Source organism: Janthinobacterium sp. P210005, from assembly GCF_036231865.1.
In the GTDB taxonomy this organism is placed as follows: domain Bacteria; phylum Pseudomonadota; class Gammaproteobacteria; order Burkholderiales; family Burkholderiaceae_D; genus Janthinobacterium; species Janthinobacterium kumbetense.
This window is the reverse complement of the sequence record NZ_JAZARC010000005.1, coordinates 304,436-318,897: the sequence shown is the minus strand read 5'-3', so window position 1 is coordinate 318,897 and position 14,462 is coordinate 304,436. Positions and strand designations below refer to the sequence as shown.

The following is a 14,462-nucleotide window of genomic DNA, read 5'->3' as shown; positions in this document are numbered from 1 at the left end:
TCGCCGCCTTGTCCATCCGCGAACGGCTCGGCAGCGCCAAGATCGCCGCGCTCGCGCCGCAACGCATGACCGTCATCGACAACCACGGCTACCGCGACCTCAAGCTGCGCATCCATGGGCTGCTGCTTGAACGGGTCGACCTGGAAAGCATGCAGCGCCTGTCGCAGGAGCGCATCCGCGAAGAATTGCGCGGCCTGGTCGAGCGCCTGCTGGACGAAGAGGCGGTGGTCATCAACGACGCCGAGCGCCGTAGCCTGACGCGCGACATCCAGCACGAGATGCTGGGCTTCGGGCCGCTCGAAACGCTGCTCGCCGATGCCAGCGTGTCGGACATCCTCGTCAACGGCCACAAGCAGGTGTATGTGGAGCGGGGCGGCCGCCTGGAGCTGACCGACGTCAGCTTCGACGACGACGCCCATCTGATGAAGATCATCGACAAGATCGTCTCGCGCGTGGGCCGCCGCATCGACGAATCGAGCCCCATGGTCGATGCACGCCTGCCCGACGGTTCGCGCGTCAACGCCATCATCCCGCCGCTGGCCATCGACGGCCCCGTGATGTCGATCCGGCGGTTTTCCGTCGATCCGCTGCGCCTGGCCGACCTGGTCGCCTACCACAGCATGACGGCCGAGATGGCCGAGGTGCTGCAGGGCCTGGGCAAGGCGAAGATGAATATCCTCATTTCCGGCGGCACGGGCAGCGGCAAGACCACCATGCTCAATGTGATTTCCGGCTTTATCGGCCAGACGGAACGCATCGTCACGGTGGAAGACGCGGCCGAGCTGCAATTGCAGCAGCCGCACGTGGTGCGCCTGGAAACGCGGCCCGCGAACATCGAAGGCAAGGGGGAGGTGAGCCAGCGCGCGCTGGTGCGCAATGCGCTGCGCATGCGCCCGGACCGCATCATCCTGGGCGAGGTGCGCGGCGCCGAGGCGCTCGACATGCTGGGGGCCATGAACACGGGCCATGAAGGCTCGATGGCCACCATCCACGCCAATACGCCGCGCGACGCCATCACGCGGCTGGAAAACATGATCAGCATGGCGGCGGCCAACCTGCCCAGCAAGGCCATCCGGCAGCAGATCAGCTCGGCCGTGTCGGTGGTGGTGCAAGTGTCGCGCCTGATCGACGGCAAGCGCAAGGTCACGTCGATCCAGGAAATCACGGGCATGGAAGGGGAAGTCATCACGATGCAGGAAATCTTCAGTTTCCGGCAGACGGGCGTGGCCGAGGGCGGCGCGGTGGTCGGGCATTTCTCGGCCAGCGGCATCCGCCCGCGCTTCCTCGATCGCCTGAACAGCTTTGGCATCGGCGTGTCGGCCGCCCTGTTCGAACCCACCGTGGCGGGGCGCTGACCGGCCATGCTTTCCTACCTTGTCTATCTGTTCCTTTTCCTGGCCGTGCTGCTGCTGGTGGCTGGCGCCTGGCTGGCGTGGCAAGCGGCGCGGGGAGCGGGCGCGGCGCGGGTGGCGCGGCGCCTGCAAGCCATGTACACGGCCAGCGATGGCGAACAGGCGCTGTCGATCACCAAGCAGCGCCCGCTGAGCGTCCATCCCTTGCTGCACGGCGTGCTGGAAGGCTTGCCCGGCGCGCGGCGCCTCGACCAGCTGCTGCTGCAGGCGGGCATGCGCTGGTTCGTGGCCACTTTTCTGGGCTATTGCCTGCTGGGCGGGACGGCCGGCCTGCTGCTGGCCGGCGCGCTGCCGCTGCCATGGTATGTGCGCCTGGGCCTGGCCGCGGGCGGCGCCGCGCTGCCGTATCTGCTGGTGCGCCGCGCCAGGAGCAAGCGGCTGGTGCGCATCGAGCAGCAACTGCCGGACGCGCTCGACCTGATGAGCCGCGCCATGCGCGCCGGCCATGCCTTTCCCACCGCGCTGAAAATGGTGGGCGAGGAAATGACGGGGCCGCTGGCCGACGAATTCCGCGCCGTGTTCGACGAAGTCAGTTTCGGCGTCGCGATGGCCGATGCGCTGGGCAACCTGGCCGCGCGCGTGCCCAGCACGGACTTGCGCTATTTCGTCATCGCCGTGCTGATCCAGCGCGAAACGGGCGGCAACCTGACTGAATTGCTGAGCAGCATCAGCGCCATCATCCGCGACCGCCTGAAATTGCTGGGCCAGGTGCGCGTGCTGTCGGCCGAAGGGCGCATGTCGGCCTGGGTCCTGGGTTTGTTGCCGTTCGGCGCGGCGCTGATGATGCATTTGATGAATCCGCAGTTTATTGCCGTGCTGTACACGGATGGGGGCGGGCGCAAGATGGTTGGAGTATCGCTGGGCTTGCTGATGCTGGGCGTGATCTGCATCAGAAGAATTATCAATATCCGGGTGTAAGATGAAAGAACAGACACGATGAGCACGATGAGTACGGCGCAGCTGGCCTTGCTGGGCCTGCTGTTCCTGATTGTTTTCGCGCTGGCCTTGCTGGTGTTGCGCCTGTGCACGGGCAGTGCCGTGCAGGAGCGGCTGCAGGCGCTGGGCGATGCGGGCGCCGCCGGCGACAGCGGGCGCCATGCGAGGCGGCGCTGGCTGGCGCACGCCGTCAGCCTGACGCGCCCGCTGGCCAGGCTGTCGCTGCCGGACGAGGGCTGGGAAAGTTCGCCCATCCGCAGCCGTTTCGTCCATGCGGGCTGGCGCAGCCAGGCCGCGCCCGCGCTGTTTTATGCGGCCAAGACAGGCTTGTTCGTGGGCTTGCCGCTGCTGGCGTATTTTCTGCTGCGCCAGGGCGGACACAATATGCTGTTGTGGCTGGTCGCGGCGGCCGCCCTCGGTTACTACCTGCCCAATGCCTGGCTGTCGCACTGCCTGAAACAGCGTCAGCGCGAAGTGTTCGAAACCTTTCCCGATGCGCTGGACCTGATGACGGTGTGTGTCGAAGCGGGGCTGGCGATGGATGCGGCGCTGGCGCGCGTGGCGCAGGAAATCGGCCTGAAAAGCGCCGTCCTGGCCGAAGAGCTGCAACTGGTGACGCTGGAATTGCGCGCCGGCAGCGCCAAGGACAAGGCCTTGCGCAACCTGGCCCTGCGCACGGGAGTGGAGGACGTGGACGCGCTGGTGACCCTGCTGATCCAGGCCGAGCGCTTCGGCACGAGCATCGCCGCGTCGCTGCGCGTGCAGTCCGACCAGCTGCGCACCAAGCGGCGCCAGCGGGCCGAGGAAACGGCGGCAAGGATCGCCCTCAAGCTGCTGTTTCCGTTGATCTTTTTCATCTTCCCCTCGCTGATGGTCGTGCTGATGGGGCCGGCGTTCCTGCAGATTTACCGCGTGCTGCTGCCGGCCATGCGGGGCAGCTGAGGACTGGCCGGGGCGAAAAAAAAGCTGCCGGAGGCGACTCCGGCAGCTTTTGTTACGTCAGCGCGGGCCCGGCAATCAGGCGAATGGCGTCAGCAGGGTGATCATCTGGCCAAAGATCTTCGGGCTGGCGGCGATGACGTCGCCCTTGTACAGGTAGTCCGATTCGCCGGAAAATTCACCGACGATGCCGCCCGATTCCGTGATCATCAGGGCGCCGGCGGCGATATCCCAAGGCTTCAAGCCTTTTTCGTAGAAGCCGTCCAGGCGGCCGCAAGCGACGTAAGCCAGGTCCAGCGCGGCCGAGCCGGCGCGGCGCACGCCTTGGCTGCGTTCGCCCATGATCGCGTACATCTTCAGGTATTCGTCCAGCGCGCGGGCGCTGCCGGCCACGTAGCCGGTGCCCAGCAGGGCGTTCGAGATGCGGTCCAGCTTGGTGACGCGGATGCGTTTTTCGTTCAGGTAGGCGCCGGCACCCTTGGTGGCCGTGAACAGGTCGTTGCGGACCGGATCGTAGATGACGGCTTGCGTGACGACGCCGCGATGCGCGAGGGCGATCGAAATGCAGTATTGCGGGAAACCGTGGATGAAGTTGGTGGTGCCATCGATCGGGTCGATGATCCACTGATATTCATTCTCGTCGTGCGAGTTGGCGGAAGCTCCCGATTCCTCAGCCAGGAACGCGTGGTCCGGGTAGGCTTTGGACAGCACCTCGATGATGGCTTGTTCGGCCGCCTGGTCGACGTCGGTGACGAAATCGTTATGTTGTTTTTCCGTGACGACGACGCGGTCGAGGTCAAAAGAGGCGCGATTGATGACGGCGGCGCCGCGGCGGGCGGCTTTGATCGCCGTGTTGAGCATTGGGTGCATGTGAGCTTCCGTTAAAAGCACGCGACCGCCCAGCGTCGCCTTTCGGCGCCGGTACGATAGAGTGCAAGAATGAATTAAAGAGCGGAGCGGTGCCGAAGTGGTTAAAATCCCGGCCTGGAGTCAGCGTTTTGTGACTCCGTTTCCCGAAATTTCCTGTATCGATACCGCGCAATAGCGCTATTTTAAATGAATCTGCCCGAAATCAACACGTCTCTTTTCAAACGCCTGCGATTTATTCTTGTCGAAACTAGTCGATCCGGCAACATTGGCGCCGTCGCGCGGGCCATGAAAACGATGGGTTTTTCCGATCTGGTGCTGGTCAACCCCCGCTTTCCCGACGCCTTGACGGACGCGGAAGCGGTGGCTTTCGCCAGCGGCGCGCAGGATATCCTGTCCGGCGCGCGCATCGTCGGCTCCATCGCCGAGGCGCTCGAAGGCTGCAATTACGCGGCGGCCGTCTCGGCCCGGCTGCGCGAATTTTCGCCGCCCGTCACGGCGCCGCGCGCCATCGCCGCGCAGCTGGCGGCCAGCGACGACTTGCACGCGGCCGTCATCTTCGGCAACGAGCGCTTCGGCTTGCCCAACGAGATCGTCGAGCAGTGCAATGTGCTGATCAACATCCCCGCCAATCCCGAGTATTCCTCGCTGAACCTGTCGCAGGCGGCGCAGGTCGTGGCCTACGAATGCCGCGTGGCGGCCCTCGGCGACGGGCAAATCGCCTGTCCCGTCGGTTTTCACGGCGACGCGGCCAGCCTGGCGCAGGTCGACGGCATGTATGCACACCTGGAACAGGCGCTGGTGGCCATCGATTTCCTCGACGCCGACAACCCGAAAAAACTCATGCCAAGGCTGAAACGCCTGTTTTCGCGTACGGGGCTGGAAACGGAAGAAGTCAATATCCTGCGCGGCATCGCGCGGCATATCCTGGCGGTGGCGAAAAAAGGCCCATGATAGAAACCCGGCTGCTGCGCCAGTTCATCGCCGTCGCCGAGGAACTCAATTTCCGCCGCGCGGCCGAACGGCTGTACATGGCGCAGCCGCCGTTGTCGCAGGCGATATTGCGGCTGGAAGAAGCGCTCGGCTATCCCGTCTTCGAACGCACCAACCGCAAGGTCAGCCTGACGCCGGCCGGCACGGCTTTCCTGGCCACGGCCCGCCAGGTGCTGGCCAGCCTGGAAGAGGGCGTGGCCGCCACGCGCCGCGTGGCGCAGGGCATCGAGGGCCACTTGCGCCTCAGTTTCATCCACATCACCCCGTATGCCCACGTATTGACGGCCTTGCGCGCCTTCCGCGCCGCCTCGCCCGCCGTGCAATTCACCTTGCGCGAAGCGTCGACGCAGCAGCAGGTCGAGTGGCTGGAAAAAGGCGAGGTCGATGTCGCCCTGCTGCGCGCGCCGGGGCGCAGCACGCCGGGCCTGCGCTTCGAGCGCCTGTCTGGCGAAGACATCGTCGTTGCGCTGCCGTTGAACCACCGCTGCGCGGGGCAGGCGCGGGTGGACCTGGCGGATCTGGCCGGTGACGATTTCGTCGCCTCGCCGCGCGAACTGGGCCAGGGTTTCCACGACCAGCTGGCCAGCCTGTGCCTGCATGCGGGCTTCGTGCCGCAGGTGGCGCAGCAGGCGCGCCGTTTGCAGACGGTGCTGGGACTGGTGGCGGCCGGTTTTGGTGCGGCCCTGCTGCCGGCCAGCCTGGCGGCGTCCATGCCGGCCGGCGTCGTCATGCTGCCGCTGGCAAGCAGCGCGCCCGCGCCGCTGCGCCAGCTCGACCTGTACATGGCGTGGGACCCGCGGCGCACATCCCCCGTGCGCGAGCGGCTGCTGGCGCAATTGCGGCACTTTTCCCCGCATTGAGACTTTGAACGTCTCGTTTCAATATAAATAAGATATTTTACAGATGGTGATCGCGGGGCCAGCATGGCGTTTTGATTGTCAGGAACTGCCATGTCCACCATGTCCTCGCGCACTGCGCTGCCGTCCGCCGCGCTGCCACTCTCCATTTATCTGCTTTCCCTGTGCAGCTTTGCCTTCGGCTTGTGCGAATTCATCGCCGCCGGCCTGTTGACGCCCATGGCGCGCGACCTGCACGCCAGCGTGGCGGCGGCCGGCGGCGCCATCGCCGCGTATGCGCTGGGCGCGGCCATCGGCGCGCCCGTGCTGACGGCCCTGCTGGCGCGCCGGCCCGTGCGCCAGGTGCTGGTGGCCACCATGCTCGTGCTGGCGGCCGGCAGCGTGGCCATGGCGGCCGCGCCGGCGCTGGGCGCGCTGCTGGGGGTGCGCTTTGCCGTCGGCCTCGCGCATGGCGTGTTCATGGCCATCGCCTCGCATGCGGCCACCAGCCTGGTCGACCCGTCGCGCGCGGGCCGGGCGCTGTCCATCGTCTGGCTGGGCCTGACCCTGGCGCTGGCGGGCGGCGTGCCGCTGGGGACGTGGCTGGGCGCCGTCGCGTCGTGGCGCTGGGTATTTGCGGTGATCGGCGTGCTGGCCCTGTGCGGCGGCGCGGGCTTGCGCCTCGCCATGCCGGCCGCGCGCCAGCAGACCGGCGCCACATCGGCCCTGGCCAGCCTGCGCGCCATCCTGCAACCGCCCCTGCTGCTGGCGGCCGGCGTGGCGGCGCTGGTCAGCGTGGCCACCTTCAGTTTTTTCACGTATGTCTCGCCCTTCCTGCTGCAGCTGGGCGGGCTCGATGCGGGCTGGCTGGGCGCCGCCATGCTGTGCTTTGGCGCGTGCGCCATCGGCGGCAACCTGCTGGGCGGCTGGTGCGCGGACCGTCCCCACGCGCTGCGCGCCACCATGCTGGCCCTGGCCGCGCTGGCGCTCAATCTGCTGGCCTTTTATCTGCTGCGCGCCCATCCCCTGGCCATGCTGGCCCTGTGCGGCACTTTGGGCTTGCTGTTCTTTGCTCTCGTCACCCTGTCGACCATGGGTTTGCTGCGCCTGGCGCGGCGGCATTGCCCGGGCAGCGACGCCGTGGCGGCGGGCTTGAATATCGCCGCCTTCAATGCGGGCACGGCGCTTGGCGGCGCACTGGGCGGCGCGCTGATCGTCGCCTGCGGCTTGCCCAGCATCGCCATCGGCGGCGCGCTGGCGGCGCTGCTAGCCATGCTGCTGCTGTGGTTTCAGTCGCAAAAACTAGACTCTCCGCTCTAGTTTTTGCGTTCAAACGCCCACTGCCTTTGGCGTACACTGGCTTGCAAAAGGCGGTATAAAACAAGGGGAGACATGGCAATGCAACGCAGATCGTTTCTGAAACTGGGTGTGCTCGGCGCCTGCGCGCTGGCCGCCGGCGGCGCCGCGTACCGGCTCGTGCGCGGACCGTCGCCGCCTGGCCGCTTCGTGCTCGATGGCGCGGCGCGTGCGGCGCTGGCCGCCATCGTGCCGGCCATGCTGGGCAGCGCGCTGCCGCGGGAAACCCCCGCGCGGGCCGCGGCGCTCGATGGCGCCATCGCCGGCGTGGACACGGCCATCCGCGGCTTGCCCCTGGCGGCGCAGCAGGAAGTGCAGGATTTGTTCGGTTTGCTGGCGCTGGCGCCCGCGCGGCGCTTCGTCGCCGGCGTCAAAGATGGCTGGCGCGAAGCCGACCCCGCCCAGGTGACCGCCTTCCTGCAATCGTGGCGCACGCACCGCCTGGCCACCCTGCAGACGGCCTACCTGGCCCTGCACGACCTGATCCTCGGCGCCTGGTATGCCGATGCCGCCCACTGGGCCGCCATCGGCTATCCGGGACCGCTGCCCGAACTGAGCGCATAAGGCATCCATGAGCACATCCCCCATTCCTGACCCCATCGCCATCGGCGTGGCTAGCGGCTGGAGCGTCACCGACGCCAGCACCCTGAATGCCGACCGCACCCTGGAGGCGGATGTCGTCGTCATCGGCAGCGGCGCCGGCGGCGGCGTGACGGCGGAAATCCTCGCGCTGGCCGGCCTGAAGGTCTTGATCGTCGAAGAGGGCGGCTTGAAGTCTTCGCGCGACTTCAAGATGCGCGAAGCGGACGCCTATCCCGCGCTGTACCAGGAATCGGCCGCGCGCAAGACGCGCGACAAGGCCATCAACATTTTGCAGGGGCGCACCGTCGGCGGTTCGACCACCGTTAACTGGACCTCGAGCTTCCGCACGCCGCCCGGCACCCTCGATTACTGGCGCACGCATTTTGGCTTGTCCGGCTATTCCGTGGACGCCATGGCGCCGTGGTTCGCCATGATGGAAAAACGCCTGCACGTGAGCGACTGGGCCGCGCCGCCGAATGAAAACAACGACTTGTTGCGGCGTGGCGCCGCAGCGCTGCGCATTCCCACGGCCGCCATCCGGCGCAACGTGAACGGCTGCTGGAACCTCGGCTACTGCGGCATGGGCTGCCCCACCAACGCCAAGCAATCGATGCTGGTGACGACGATCCCCTCGGCGCTGGCGCTGGGCGCGGGCCTGCTCGTGCACGCGCGCGCCGAGCGTTTCAGCTTCAAGGGCGAGCGCATCGACAGCCTGCAGGTGACGGCGCTCGATGCCGCCGGGCAGGCGCCCACGGGCGTGCGCCTGACGCTGCGCGCCAGGCACTTTGTGCTGGCCGGCGGCGCCATCAACTCGCCCGCGCTGCTGCTGCGCTCGCAGGCGCCCGATCCGCACGGCTTGCTGGGGCGGCGCACCTTCTTGCATCCGACGGTGATTTCGGCGGGTTTGTTCAAGCAGCGCGTCGACGCCTATGCGGGCGCGCCGCAGACGATTTATTCCGACCATTTCCTGCACACGGCGCCCATCGATGGCCCCATCGGCTACAAGCTCGAAGCGCCGCCCCTGCATCCGCTGCTGATGGCCACCACCATGGGCGGCTTCGGCGACGAGCATGCGCGCACCATGCGCGACTTCCCCCATGCGCACGCCTTGCTGGCGCTGCTGCGCGACGGCTTTCACCATGAAGCGGCGGGCGGCAGCGTATCGATCGACAGCTTCGGCGCGCCCGTGCTCGACTATCCGCTCACGCCCTTCATCTGGGATGGCGTGCGGCGCGCGCTGCTGTCGATGGCGGAAATCCAGTTCGCGGCCGGCGCGCGGAGCGTGTATCCCGTGCACGAGCTGGCCAGCCACTACACCAGCTGGACGCAGGCGAAACAGGCCATCGGCGATTTGCCGATGAAGGCGCTGCTGGCGCGCGTGGTGTCGGCCCACGTGATGGGCGGCTGCGCCATGTCGGACGATGCGCGCCTGGGCGTGACGGGCGCCGACGGCCGCTACCACGGCGTGCGCAACCTGTCCGTGCACGACGGCTCGCTGTTCCCCACCTCGACAGGCGCCAATCCGCAATTGACGCTGTATGCGCTGGCCGCGCGCCTGGCCAGCGGCCTGGCGCGGGAACTGACGGGCAAGCCCGCGCCCGTTCCCGTCGCAGGCACGGCATGATCGCGCGCATCCTCAAGTGGCTGATGCTGCTGCAGGTGCTGGCCGTGCTGGCGGTGGCGTACCTGGCCATGCATGTCTGGGGCGTCGCGTCGCCGGTGCTGGCCCTGCTGCTGGCGGGCGCCATGCTGCTGGCCGTGCGCGCGCTGGTCGTGGCGCGCAATTTCCGGGAAAGCCGGCATCTTGGCAGCCCCGTGCCGCCGGAGCATCAGTTGGGTATGCGGGGCGCCGCGCGGCTGTTCCTGGGCGAGTTGCGCGCCACGCTGTGGACCTCGTCGTGGGGCATGCTGCGCCCGCGTTTGCATGCGGCCGACACCGTCGCTGGCCAGGGCTTGCCGGTGCTGCTGATCCACGGCTATGTGTGCAACCGCGGCTACTGGGCGCAGCTGAGCCGGCAGCTGGCGCGGGCCGGCATCGCGCACGACGGCGTCGACCTGGAACCGATAGGCGCCGATATCGAGGAATTCGTGCCGCAGGTCGAGCAAGCCATCGCGGCGCTGTGCGCCCGCACGGGCAGCGACCGCGCCATCATCGTCGCCCACAGCATGGGCGGCCTGGTGGCGCGCGCCTGGCTGCGCCATTACGGCGCGGCCCGCGTGGCGCGCATCATCACCATCGGCACGCCGCACCACGGCACGGCGCTGGCCAATGTGGCGGCGGGCGCTAATGCGCGCCAGATGAGCCGTATCCATGGCGCGCCCAGCGGCTGGCTGGCGCAGCTGGCCGCAAGCGAGACGCCGGAAACGCGCGCCCTGATCACCTCGATTTACTCGCACCACGATAATATTGTCGCGCCGCAATCTTCCGCGCATTTGCCCGGCGCGCGCAATCTCGCCTTCGGCGGCATCGGCCACGTGGCGCTGGCCAGCGATGCACGCGTGCTGCGTCAGCTGTTGGAAGAAATCACTATCAAGACCGAAGTCGCCCAGCCCCCATCTTCCCCCCGTTTTGCCTGAATCCTGTTGTGTTTTATCTGCATGGCAAGACTGTCTCTTTTGACTCTGCTGTTGCCCGTGTTTAACAGCGCCACGGGCAGAAAATGCTGTTTTCCACTGGCGTACTGTATTAAGCTAACGTCAGAAGACGGCTGGCGGAAATTTCTTCCCGAGGCCGCTTGCGAAGCTCTGCAGGTACCCTGCGCACAGATATTTTTCTGGATGTATGGCAAGATGTTATAGGATTGTTATGTTAGCTGCGCATGCGGAAAGTTGAACGCAGGCGGAAAATGAGTCCATGCAGTTTTTATTGGGGGCGCTAATTGTCCGCACGTATCCTGATTATTGAAGATAACGCCACCAATATGGAATTGATGGTGTATTTGCTGCGCGCCTTCGGGTACACGCCGCTGGCAGCCTATGACGGCGAAGAGGGCGTGCGCATGGCGCGCAGCGAATTGCCGGACTTGATCATTTGCGACGTGCATTTGCCCAAGCTCGACGGCTACGGCGTGGTGGCGGAGCTGAAGAAAGACCCGCGGCTGCGCGCGATCCCGGCCCTGGCCGTGACGGCGCTGGCCATGGTGGGCGACCGCGAACGCCTGCTCGAGGCGGGCTTCAATGGCTATATCGGCAAGCCGATCGAGCCCGACCTTTTCGTTGCGGAGCTGGAGTCTTTTTTACCCGGGGCGCCGTCGACGCCAGTTAAAAACGACATAGCCACCATCCTGATCGTCGATGATCATGTGCTGAACCGCGAGTTCCTGACCGCGCTGCTGGGTTACGGCGGCCACCGCCTGCTGGAAGCGGCGAATGGCGCCGACGCGCTGGAAATCCTGCGCACCGAGCGGCCCGACCTGATCATTTCCGACATCCTTATGCCGAACATGGACGGCTACGAATTCGTCACGCGCGTGCATGCCGACCCCGCGCTGACCGACGTGCCCATCATCTTCTATACGGCCACCTACCGGGAGCAGGAAGCGATCTTGCTGGCGCAGGCCTGCGGCGTGCGCTGGGTGCTGCCCAAGCCGTCCGACCCCGAGGTCATCGTGCGCACCGTCAACGAGGCGCTGGGGCTGATGCCGGCGGCGGCACAGGTGCCGGGGGCGCCGGACGCCGGCGGCGCGGCGCTTCCCGCCGCGGGCAAGCTGGCGGGCATCGAGCACCAGGTCAGCGGCTACCTCGATGAACTGGAATCGAGCAGCCAGCAGATTTCGCAGCTGGCCAGCCAGCGCGAGGGCCAGGCGGCCATCCCCGAAGACCTGGGCGTCATGACGGAGCGCCTGTCGCGTTCGCTGTCGAGCCTGCAGGCGGTCAGCCTGCGCCTGACGGCCTTGATCGAGCTGGGCATCGAGCTGGGCGCCGAACGCGATCCGCGCGCCCTGATCGAGGCGGGCTGCAAGGTGGCGCAGAATATCTGCGTCTCGAAGTACGCCTGCATCGGCGTGCTGGAAGAGGGCGCCGAAAAGCTCAGCTATTTTTCCTCGTGCGGCGCCGAGAAAAACCTCGAGCGCATCGCCAGCGCGCCGCGCACGGGCATCCTGAACCGCTTGCTGGAGCAGCGCCAGCCCTACCGGGTCAATGGCTTGAAGGGCGACCCCGGCGCGCTGGGCCTGCCCGACACGCACCCGCCCGTGCACTCCTTCCTGGGCGTGGCCATCGCCTCGCGCGAACGCAGCCACGGCTGGCTGTACCTAGTCGACAAGCTGGGGGCGACTGAATTTTCCGAAGTCGACGAGCGGGTCGCCGCCACGGTGGCGGCGCAGATCGCCGTCGCCTACGACAACCTGCTGCTGTACGACGAGATCAAGCGCCATCACGAGCAGCTGACCCTGGACATGGCGGCGCGCATCCGCCTCGATGAAGACTTGCGCCGCTTCCGCCTGGCGATGGACGCCACGGCCGACGCGATTTTCCTCGTCGACCGCGCCGGCATGTGCTTCGTCGACGTCAACCAGACGGCTTGCCGCATGCTCGGTTTCGAGCGCGAGGATTTCCTGCGCGTGGGGCCTGGCCGCGCGCACGACGGCGAATCCCAGCTGGAAGAGCTGTACAACAAGCTGCTGGCCGGCGACCAGGGCGGGCCGATGACGGAATTGCAGTTGCAGCGCAAGGACGGCTCGCCGCTGTCGGTGGAAGTGCAGCGGCGCACCCTGCGCTCGGGGCAGAGCTGGATCCTGGTGGCCGTGGCGCGCGACATCACCGAGCGCAAGGATGCCGAGCAGCGCCTGATGAAGCTGGCCCATTTCGACACCTTGACGGGCTTGCCGAACCGCAGCCAGTTCTACGTCTCGCTGACCCATTCCCTGGCCCAGGCGGCCGAACACCAGTGGGCCGTGGCCGTCCTGTTCATGGATATCGACCGCTTCAAGAATATCAACGACACCCTGGGCCACACCATCGGCGACGACCTGTTGCGCCAGTTTTCCAGCCGCCTCGTCGATTGCCTGCGCGTGCGCGATACCATCGGCCGCTTTGGCGGCGACGAATTTGCCACCATCCTGGTGCTGCCCGACGGCGCCCAGCACGCCGTGGGCGTGGTCCACAAGGTGCGCGAGGCGATGCGCAAGCCCTTCGACTTGCAGGGCCATGAAGTGACGGTGACGGTCAGCATCGGCATTTCCGTGTACCCCGACGATGGCGTCGATGCGGACACCTTGATTCAATATGCCGACACGGCCATGTACCGCGCCAAGGAGGCGGGCCGCGACGCCTTCCGCTTCTTCACGGCGGAAATGAATGCGCAGTCGATGGCGCGGCTGGACATGGAAAACGCCCTGCGGCGCGCCATCGACAACGAGGAATTCGTGCTGTTCTTCCAGCCCAAGGTGAATATCATCTCGGGGCGCATCAGCGGCGCCGAAGCGCTGATACGCTGGCGCCGTCCCGGCCACGGCATGGTTTCGCCGGCCCTGTTCATCCCCCTGCTGGAAGAAACGGGACTCATCGTGCGCGTCGGTAACTGGGTGCTCGACGAAGCGTGCAAGAAGATCAGCGAGTGGGGCGCCAGCAGCATCGGGCCCGTGCACTTGTCGGTGAACGTCTCGGGCATCCAGTTTTTCGTCGGCGGCCTGGAAGAGGAGGTGCTCAAGGCCATCCGCAAATACGAGATCGCGCCCGAACTGCTGGAACTGGAGCTGACGGAAAGCTCGCTGATGTCGAACGCCGAGGAAACCATCGCCGTGCTGCGCAACCTGAAGGCGCTGGGCATCCAGATTTCCATCGACGATTTCGGCACCGGCTATTCCAGCCTGGCCTACCTGAAGCGCTTCCCCATCGACAAGCTGAAGATCGACATCGCCTTCGTGCGCGAAGTCACCAGCAATCCGGACGACGCGGCCATCGTGCTGGCCATCATCAGCATGGCGCACAGCATGAAGCTGGAAGTGATCGCCGAAGGCGTGGAAAACGATGCGCAGCTGGCCTATTTGCGGCGCCACGGCTGCGACGAGATGCAGGGGTATTATTTCAGCCGCCCCGTGCCGCACGAGGAATTCGAGCAGATGTTGATGGGCGGCAAGTTGCTGCAGGCGCCTGAGGATGCCGCCGGCGAAGAGCAGCAAACTTTGCTGATCGTCGACGACGATGTCTTCATGCTCGACGTGCTCAGCGACTTCCTGGCGCAGGACGGCTACCGCATCCTCACGGCGCAGACGGCCGCCGAAGGCTTCGACATTCTGGCGCGCCACAAGGTGCAGGTGATCCTGTGCGACCAGTGCATGCCGCTCATGAGCGGCACCGAATTCATGGAACGGGTCAAGCACCTGTGTCCCGACACTTTCCGCATCATGCTGTCGGCTTTTGCCGACCTGACGCCCATCATGGCGGCCATCAACCGCGGCGCCGTCGACCGCTTCTACACGAAACCGTGGAAAGGCGCCGTGCTGCGCGAGAATATCCGCGAAGGCTTCCGCCTGCACAAGCTGCTGCATGGCCAGGTGAAGGCGGCGGCCTAGGCGCTGGCCGCTGCGTGCGCTGGCGC

The 14,462-nt window shown here is 66.4% G+C and carries 11 protein-coding genes; 10 read left to right on the top strand and 1 reads right to left on the bottom strand.

Going from position 1 to position 14,462, the window contains the following annotated elements; all coding sequences use genetic code 11:
• Positions 1-8: 8 nt before the first annotated feature.
• Genes VPH40_RS20660 through VPH40_RS20650 form a run of 3 tightly spaced genes read left to right on the top strand, consistent with a single transcriptional unit; the run spans position 9 to position 3,290 of the window.
• Complete coding sequence (locus tag VPH40_RS20660) at positions 9-1,355, top strand: CpaF family protein (RefSeq protein WP_442906674.1); 1,347 nt, start codon at positions 9-11, stop codon at positions 1,353-1,355.
• Between the two features lie 6 nt (positions 1,356-1,361).
• The gene (locus VPH40_RS20655) at positions 1,362-2,330 is read left to right on the top strand and encodes a type II secretion system F family protein (protein ID WP_289919165.1); all 969 of its coding nucleotides are present in this window, start codon (positions 1,362-1,364) and stop codon (positions 2,328-2,330) included.
• Positions 2,331-2,357: 27 nt separating this feature from the next.
• Complete coding sequence (locus tag VPH40_RS20650; RefSeq protein ID WP_328574492.1) at positions 2,358-3,290, top strand: type II secretion system F family protein; 933 nt, start codon at positions 2,358-2,360, stop codon at positions 3,288-3,290.
• A gap of 75 nt (positions 3,291-3,365) precedes the next feature.
• On the opposite strand, the gene VPH40_RS20645 is transcribed toward VPH40_RS20650, so the two are convergent.
• Positions 3,366-4,148, bottom strand: a complete 783-nt coding sequence (locus tag VPH40_RS20645) for an inositol monophosphatase family protein (RefSeq protein ID WP_035826389.1) — start codon at positions 4,146-4,148, stop codon at positions 3,366-3,368.
• A gap of 195 nt (positions 4,149-4,343) precedes the next feature.
• Between VPH40_RS20645 and VPH40_RS20640 the strand changes: the two genes are divergently transcribed.
• The 7 genes from VPH40_RS20640 to VPH40_RS20610 all read left to right on the top strand — a co-directional run bounded on the left by VPH40_RS20640 (position 4,344) and on the right by VPH40_RS20610 (position 14,436).
• Positions 4,344-5,108, top strand: coding sequence for an RNA methyltransferase (locus VPH40_RS20640; protein ID WP_328574376.1), 765 nt, complete (start codon positions 4,344-4,346; stop codon positions 5,106-5,108).
• Positions 5,105-6,007, top strand: coding sequence for a LysR substrate-binding domain-containing protein (locus VPH40_RS20635; protein ID WP_328574375.1), 903 nt, complete (start codon positions 5,105-5,107; stop codon positions 6,005-6,007). The genes VPH40_RS20640 and VPH40_RS20635 overlap by 4 nt, the downstream gene beginning before the upstream one ends.
• Positions 6,008-6,097: 90 nt before the next feature.
• Positions 6,098-7,303 (top strand): MFS transporter, encoded by a 1,206-nt coding sequence (locus tag VPH40_RS20630; RefSeq protein ID WP_328574374.1) that lies wholly within the window; start codon positions 6,098-6,100, stop codon positions 7,301-7,303.
• 72 nt (positions 7,304-7,375) lie between these two features.
• Entirely contained in the window at positions 7,376-7,903 is a 528-nt protein-coding gene (locus VPH40_RS20625; RefSeq protein WP_328574373.1) for a hypothetical protein, read from the top strand.
• Positions 7,904-7,910: 7 nt separating this feature from the next.
• Positions 7,911-9,545 carry a GMC family oxidoreductase gene (locus VPH40_RS20620; RefSeq protein WP_328574372.1) on the top strand — a complete coding sequence of 545 codons (1,635 nt, stop codon included), beginning with the start codon at positions 7,911-7,913 and terminating at the stop codon, positions 9,543-9,545.
• The gene (locus VPH40_RS20615; protein ID WP_328574371.1) at positions 9,542-10,498 is read left to right on the top strand and encodes an esterase/lipase family protein; all 957 of its coding nucleotides are present in this window, start codon (positions 9,542-9,544) and stop codon (positions 10,496-10,498) included. The genes VPH40_RS20620 and VPH40_RS20615 overlap by 4 nt, the downstream gene beginning before the upstream one ends.
• Positions 10,499-10,800: 302 nt before the next feature.
• Positions 10,801-14,436, top strand: coding sequence for an EAL domain-containing protein (locus VPH40_RS20610; RefSeq protein WP_328574370.1), 3,636 nt, complete (start codon positions 10,801-10,803; stop codon positions 14,434-14,436).
• Positions 14,437-14,462 lie beyond the last annotated feature (26 nt).

Bases quoted from the DNA above. Each gene is read 5' to 3' on its own strand.
- VPH40_RS20645 (WP_035826389.1), bottom strand. From the start codon at position 4,148: ATGCTCAACACGGCGATCAAAGCCGCCCGCCGCGGCGCCGCCGTCATC.
- VPH40_RS20630 (WP_328574374.1), top strand. From the start codon at position 6,098: ATGTCCACCATGTCCTCGCGCACTGCGCTGCCGTCCGCCGCGCTGCCA.
- VPH40_RS20615 (WP_328574371.1), top strand. From the start codon at position 9,542: ATGATCGCGCGCATCCTCAAGTGGCTGATGCTGCTGCAGGTGCTGGCC.
- VPH40_RS20650 (WP_328574492.1), top strand. From the start codon at position 2,358: ATGAGTACGGCGCAGCTGGCCTTGCTGGGCCTGCTGTTCCTGATTGTT.
- VPH40_RS20620 (WP_328574372.1), top strand. From the start codon at position 7,911: ATGAGCACATCCCCCATTCCTGACCCCATCGCCATCGGCGTGGCTAGC.
- VPH40_RS20635 (WP_328574375.1), top strand. From the start codon at position 5,105: ATGATAGAAACCCGGCTGCTGCGCCAGTTCATCGCCGTCGCCGAGGAA.
- VPH40_RS20625 (WP_328574373.1), top strand. From the start codon at position 7,376: ATGGCAATGCAACGCAGATCGTTTCTGAAACTGGGTGTGCTCGGCGCC.
- VPH40_RS20655 (WP_289919165.1), top strand. From the start codon at position 1,362: ATGCTTTCCTACCTTGTCTATCTGTTCCTTTTCCTGGCCGTGCTGCTG.
- VPH40_RS20640 (WP_328574376.1), top strand. From the start codon at position 4,344: ATGAATCTGCCCGAAATCAACACGTCTCTTTTCAAACGCCTGCGATTT.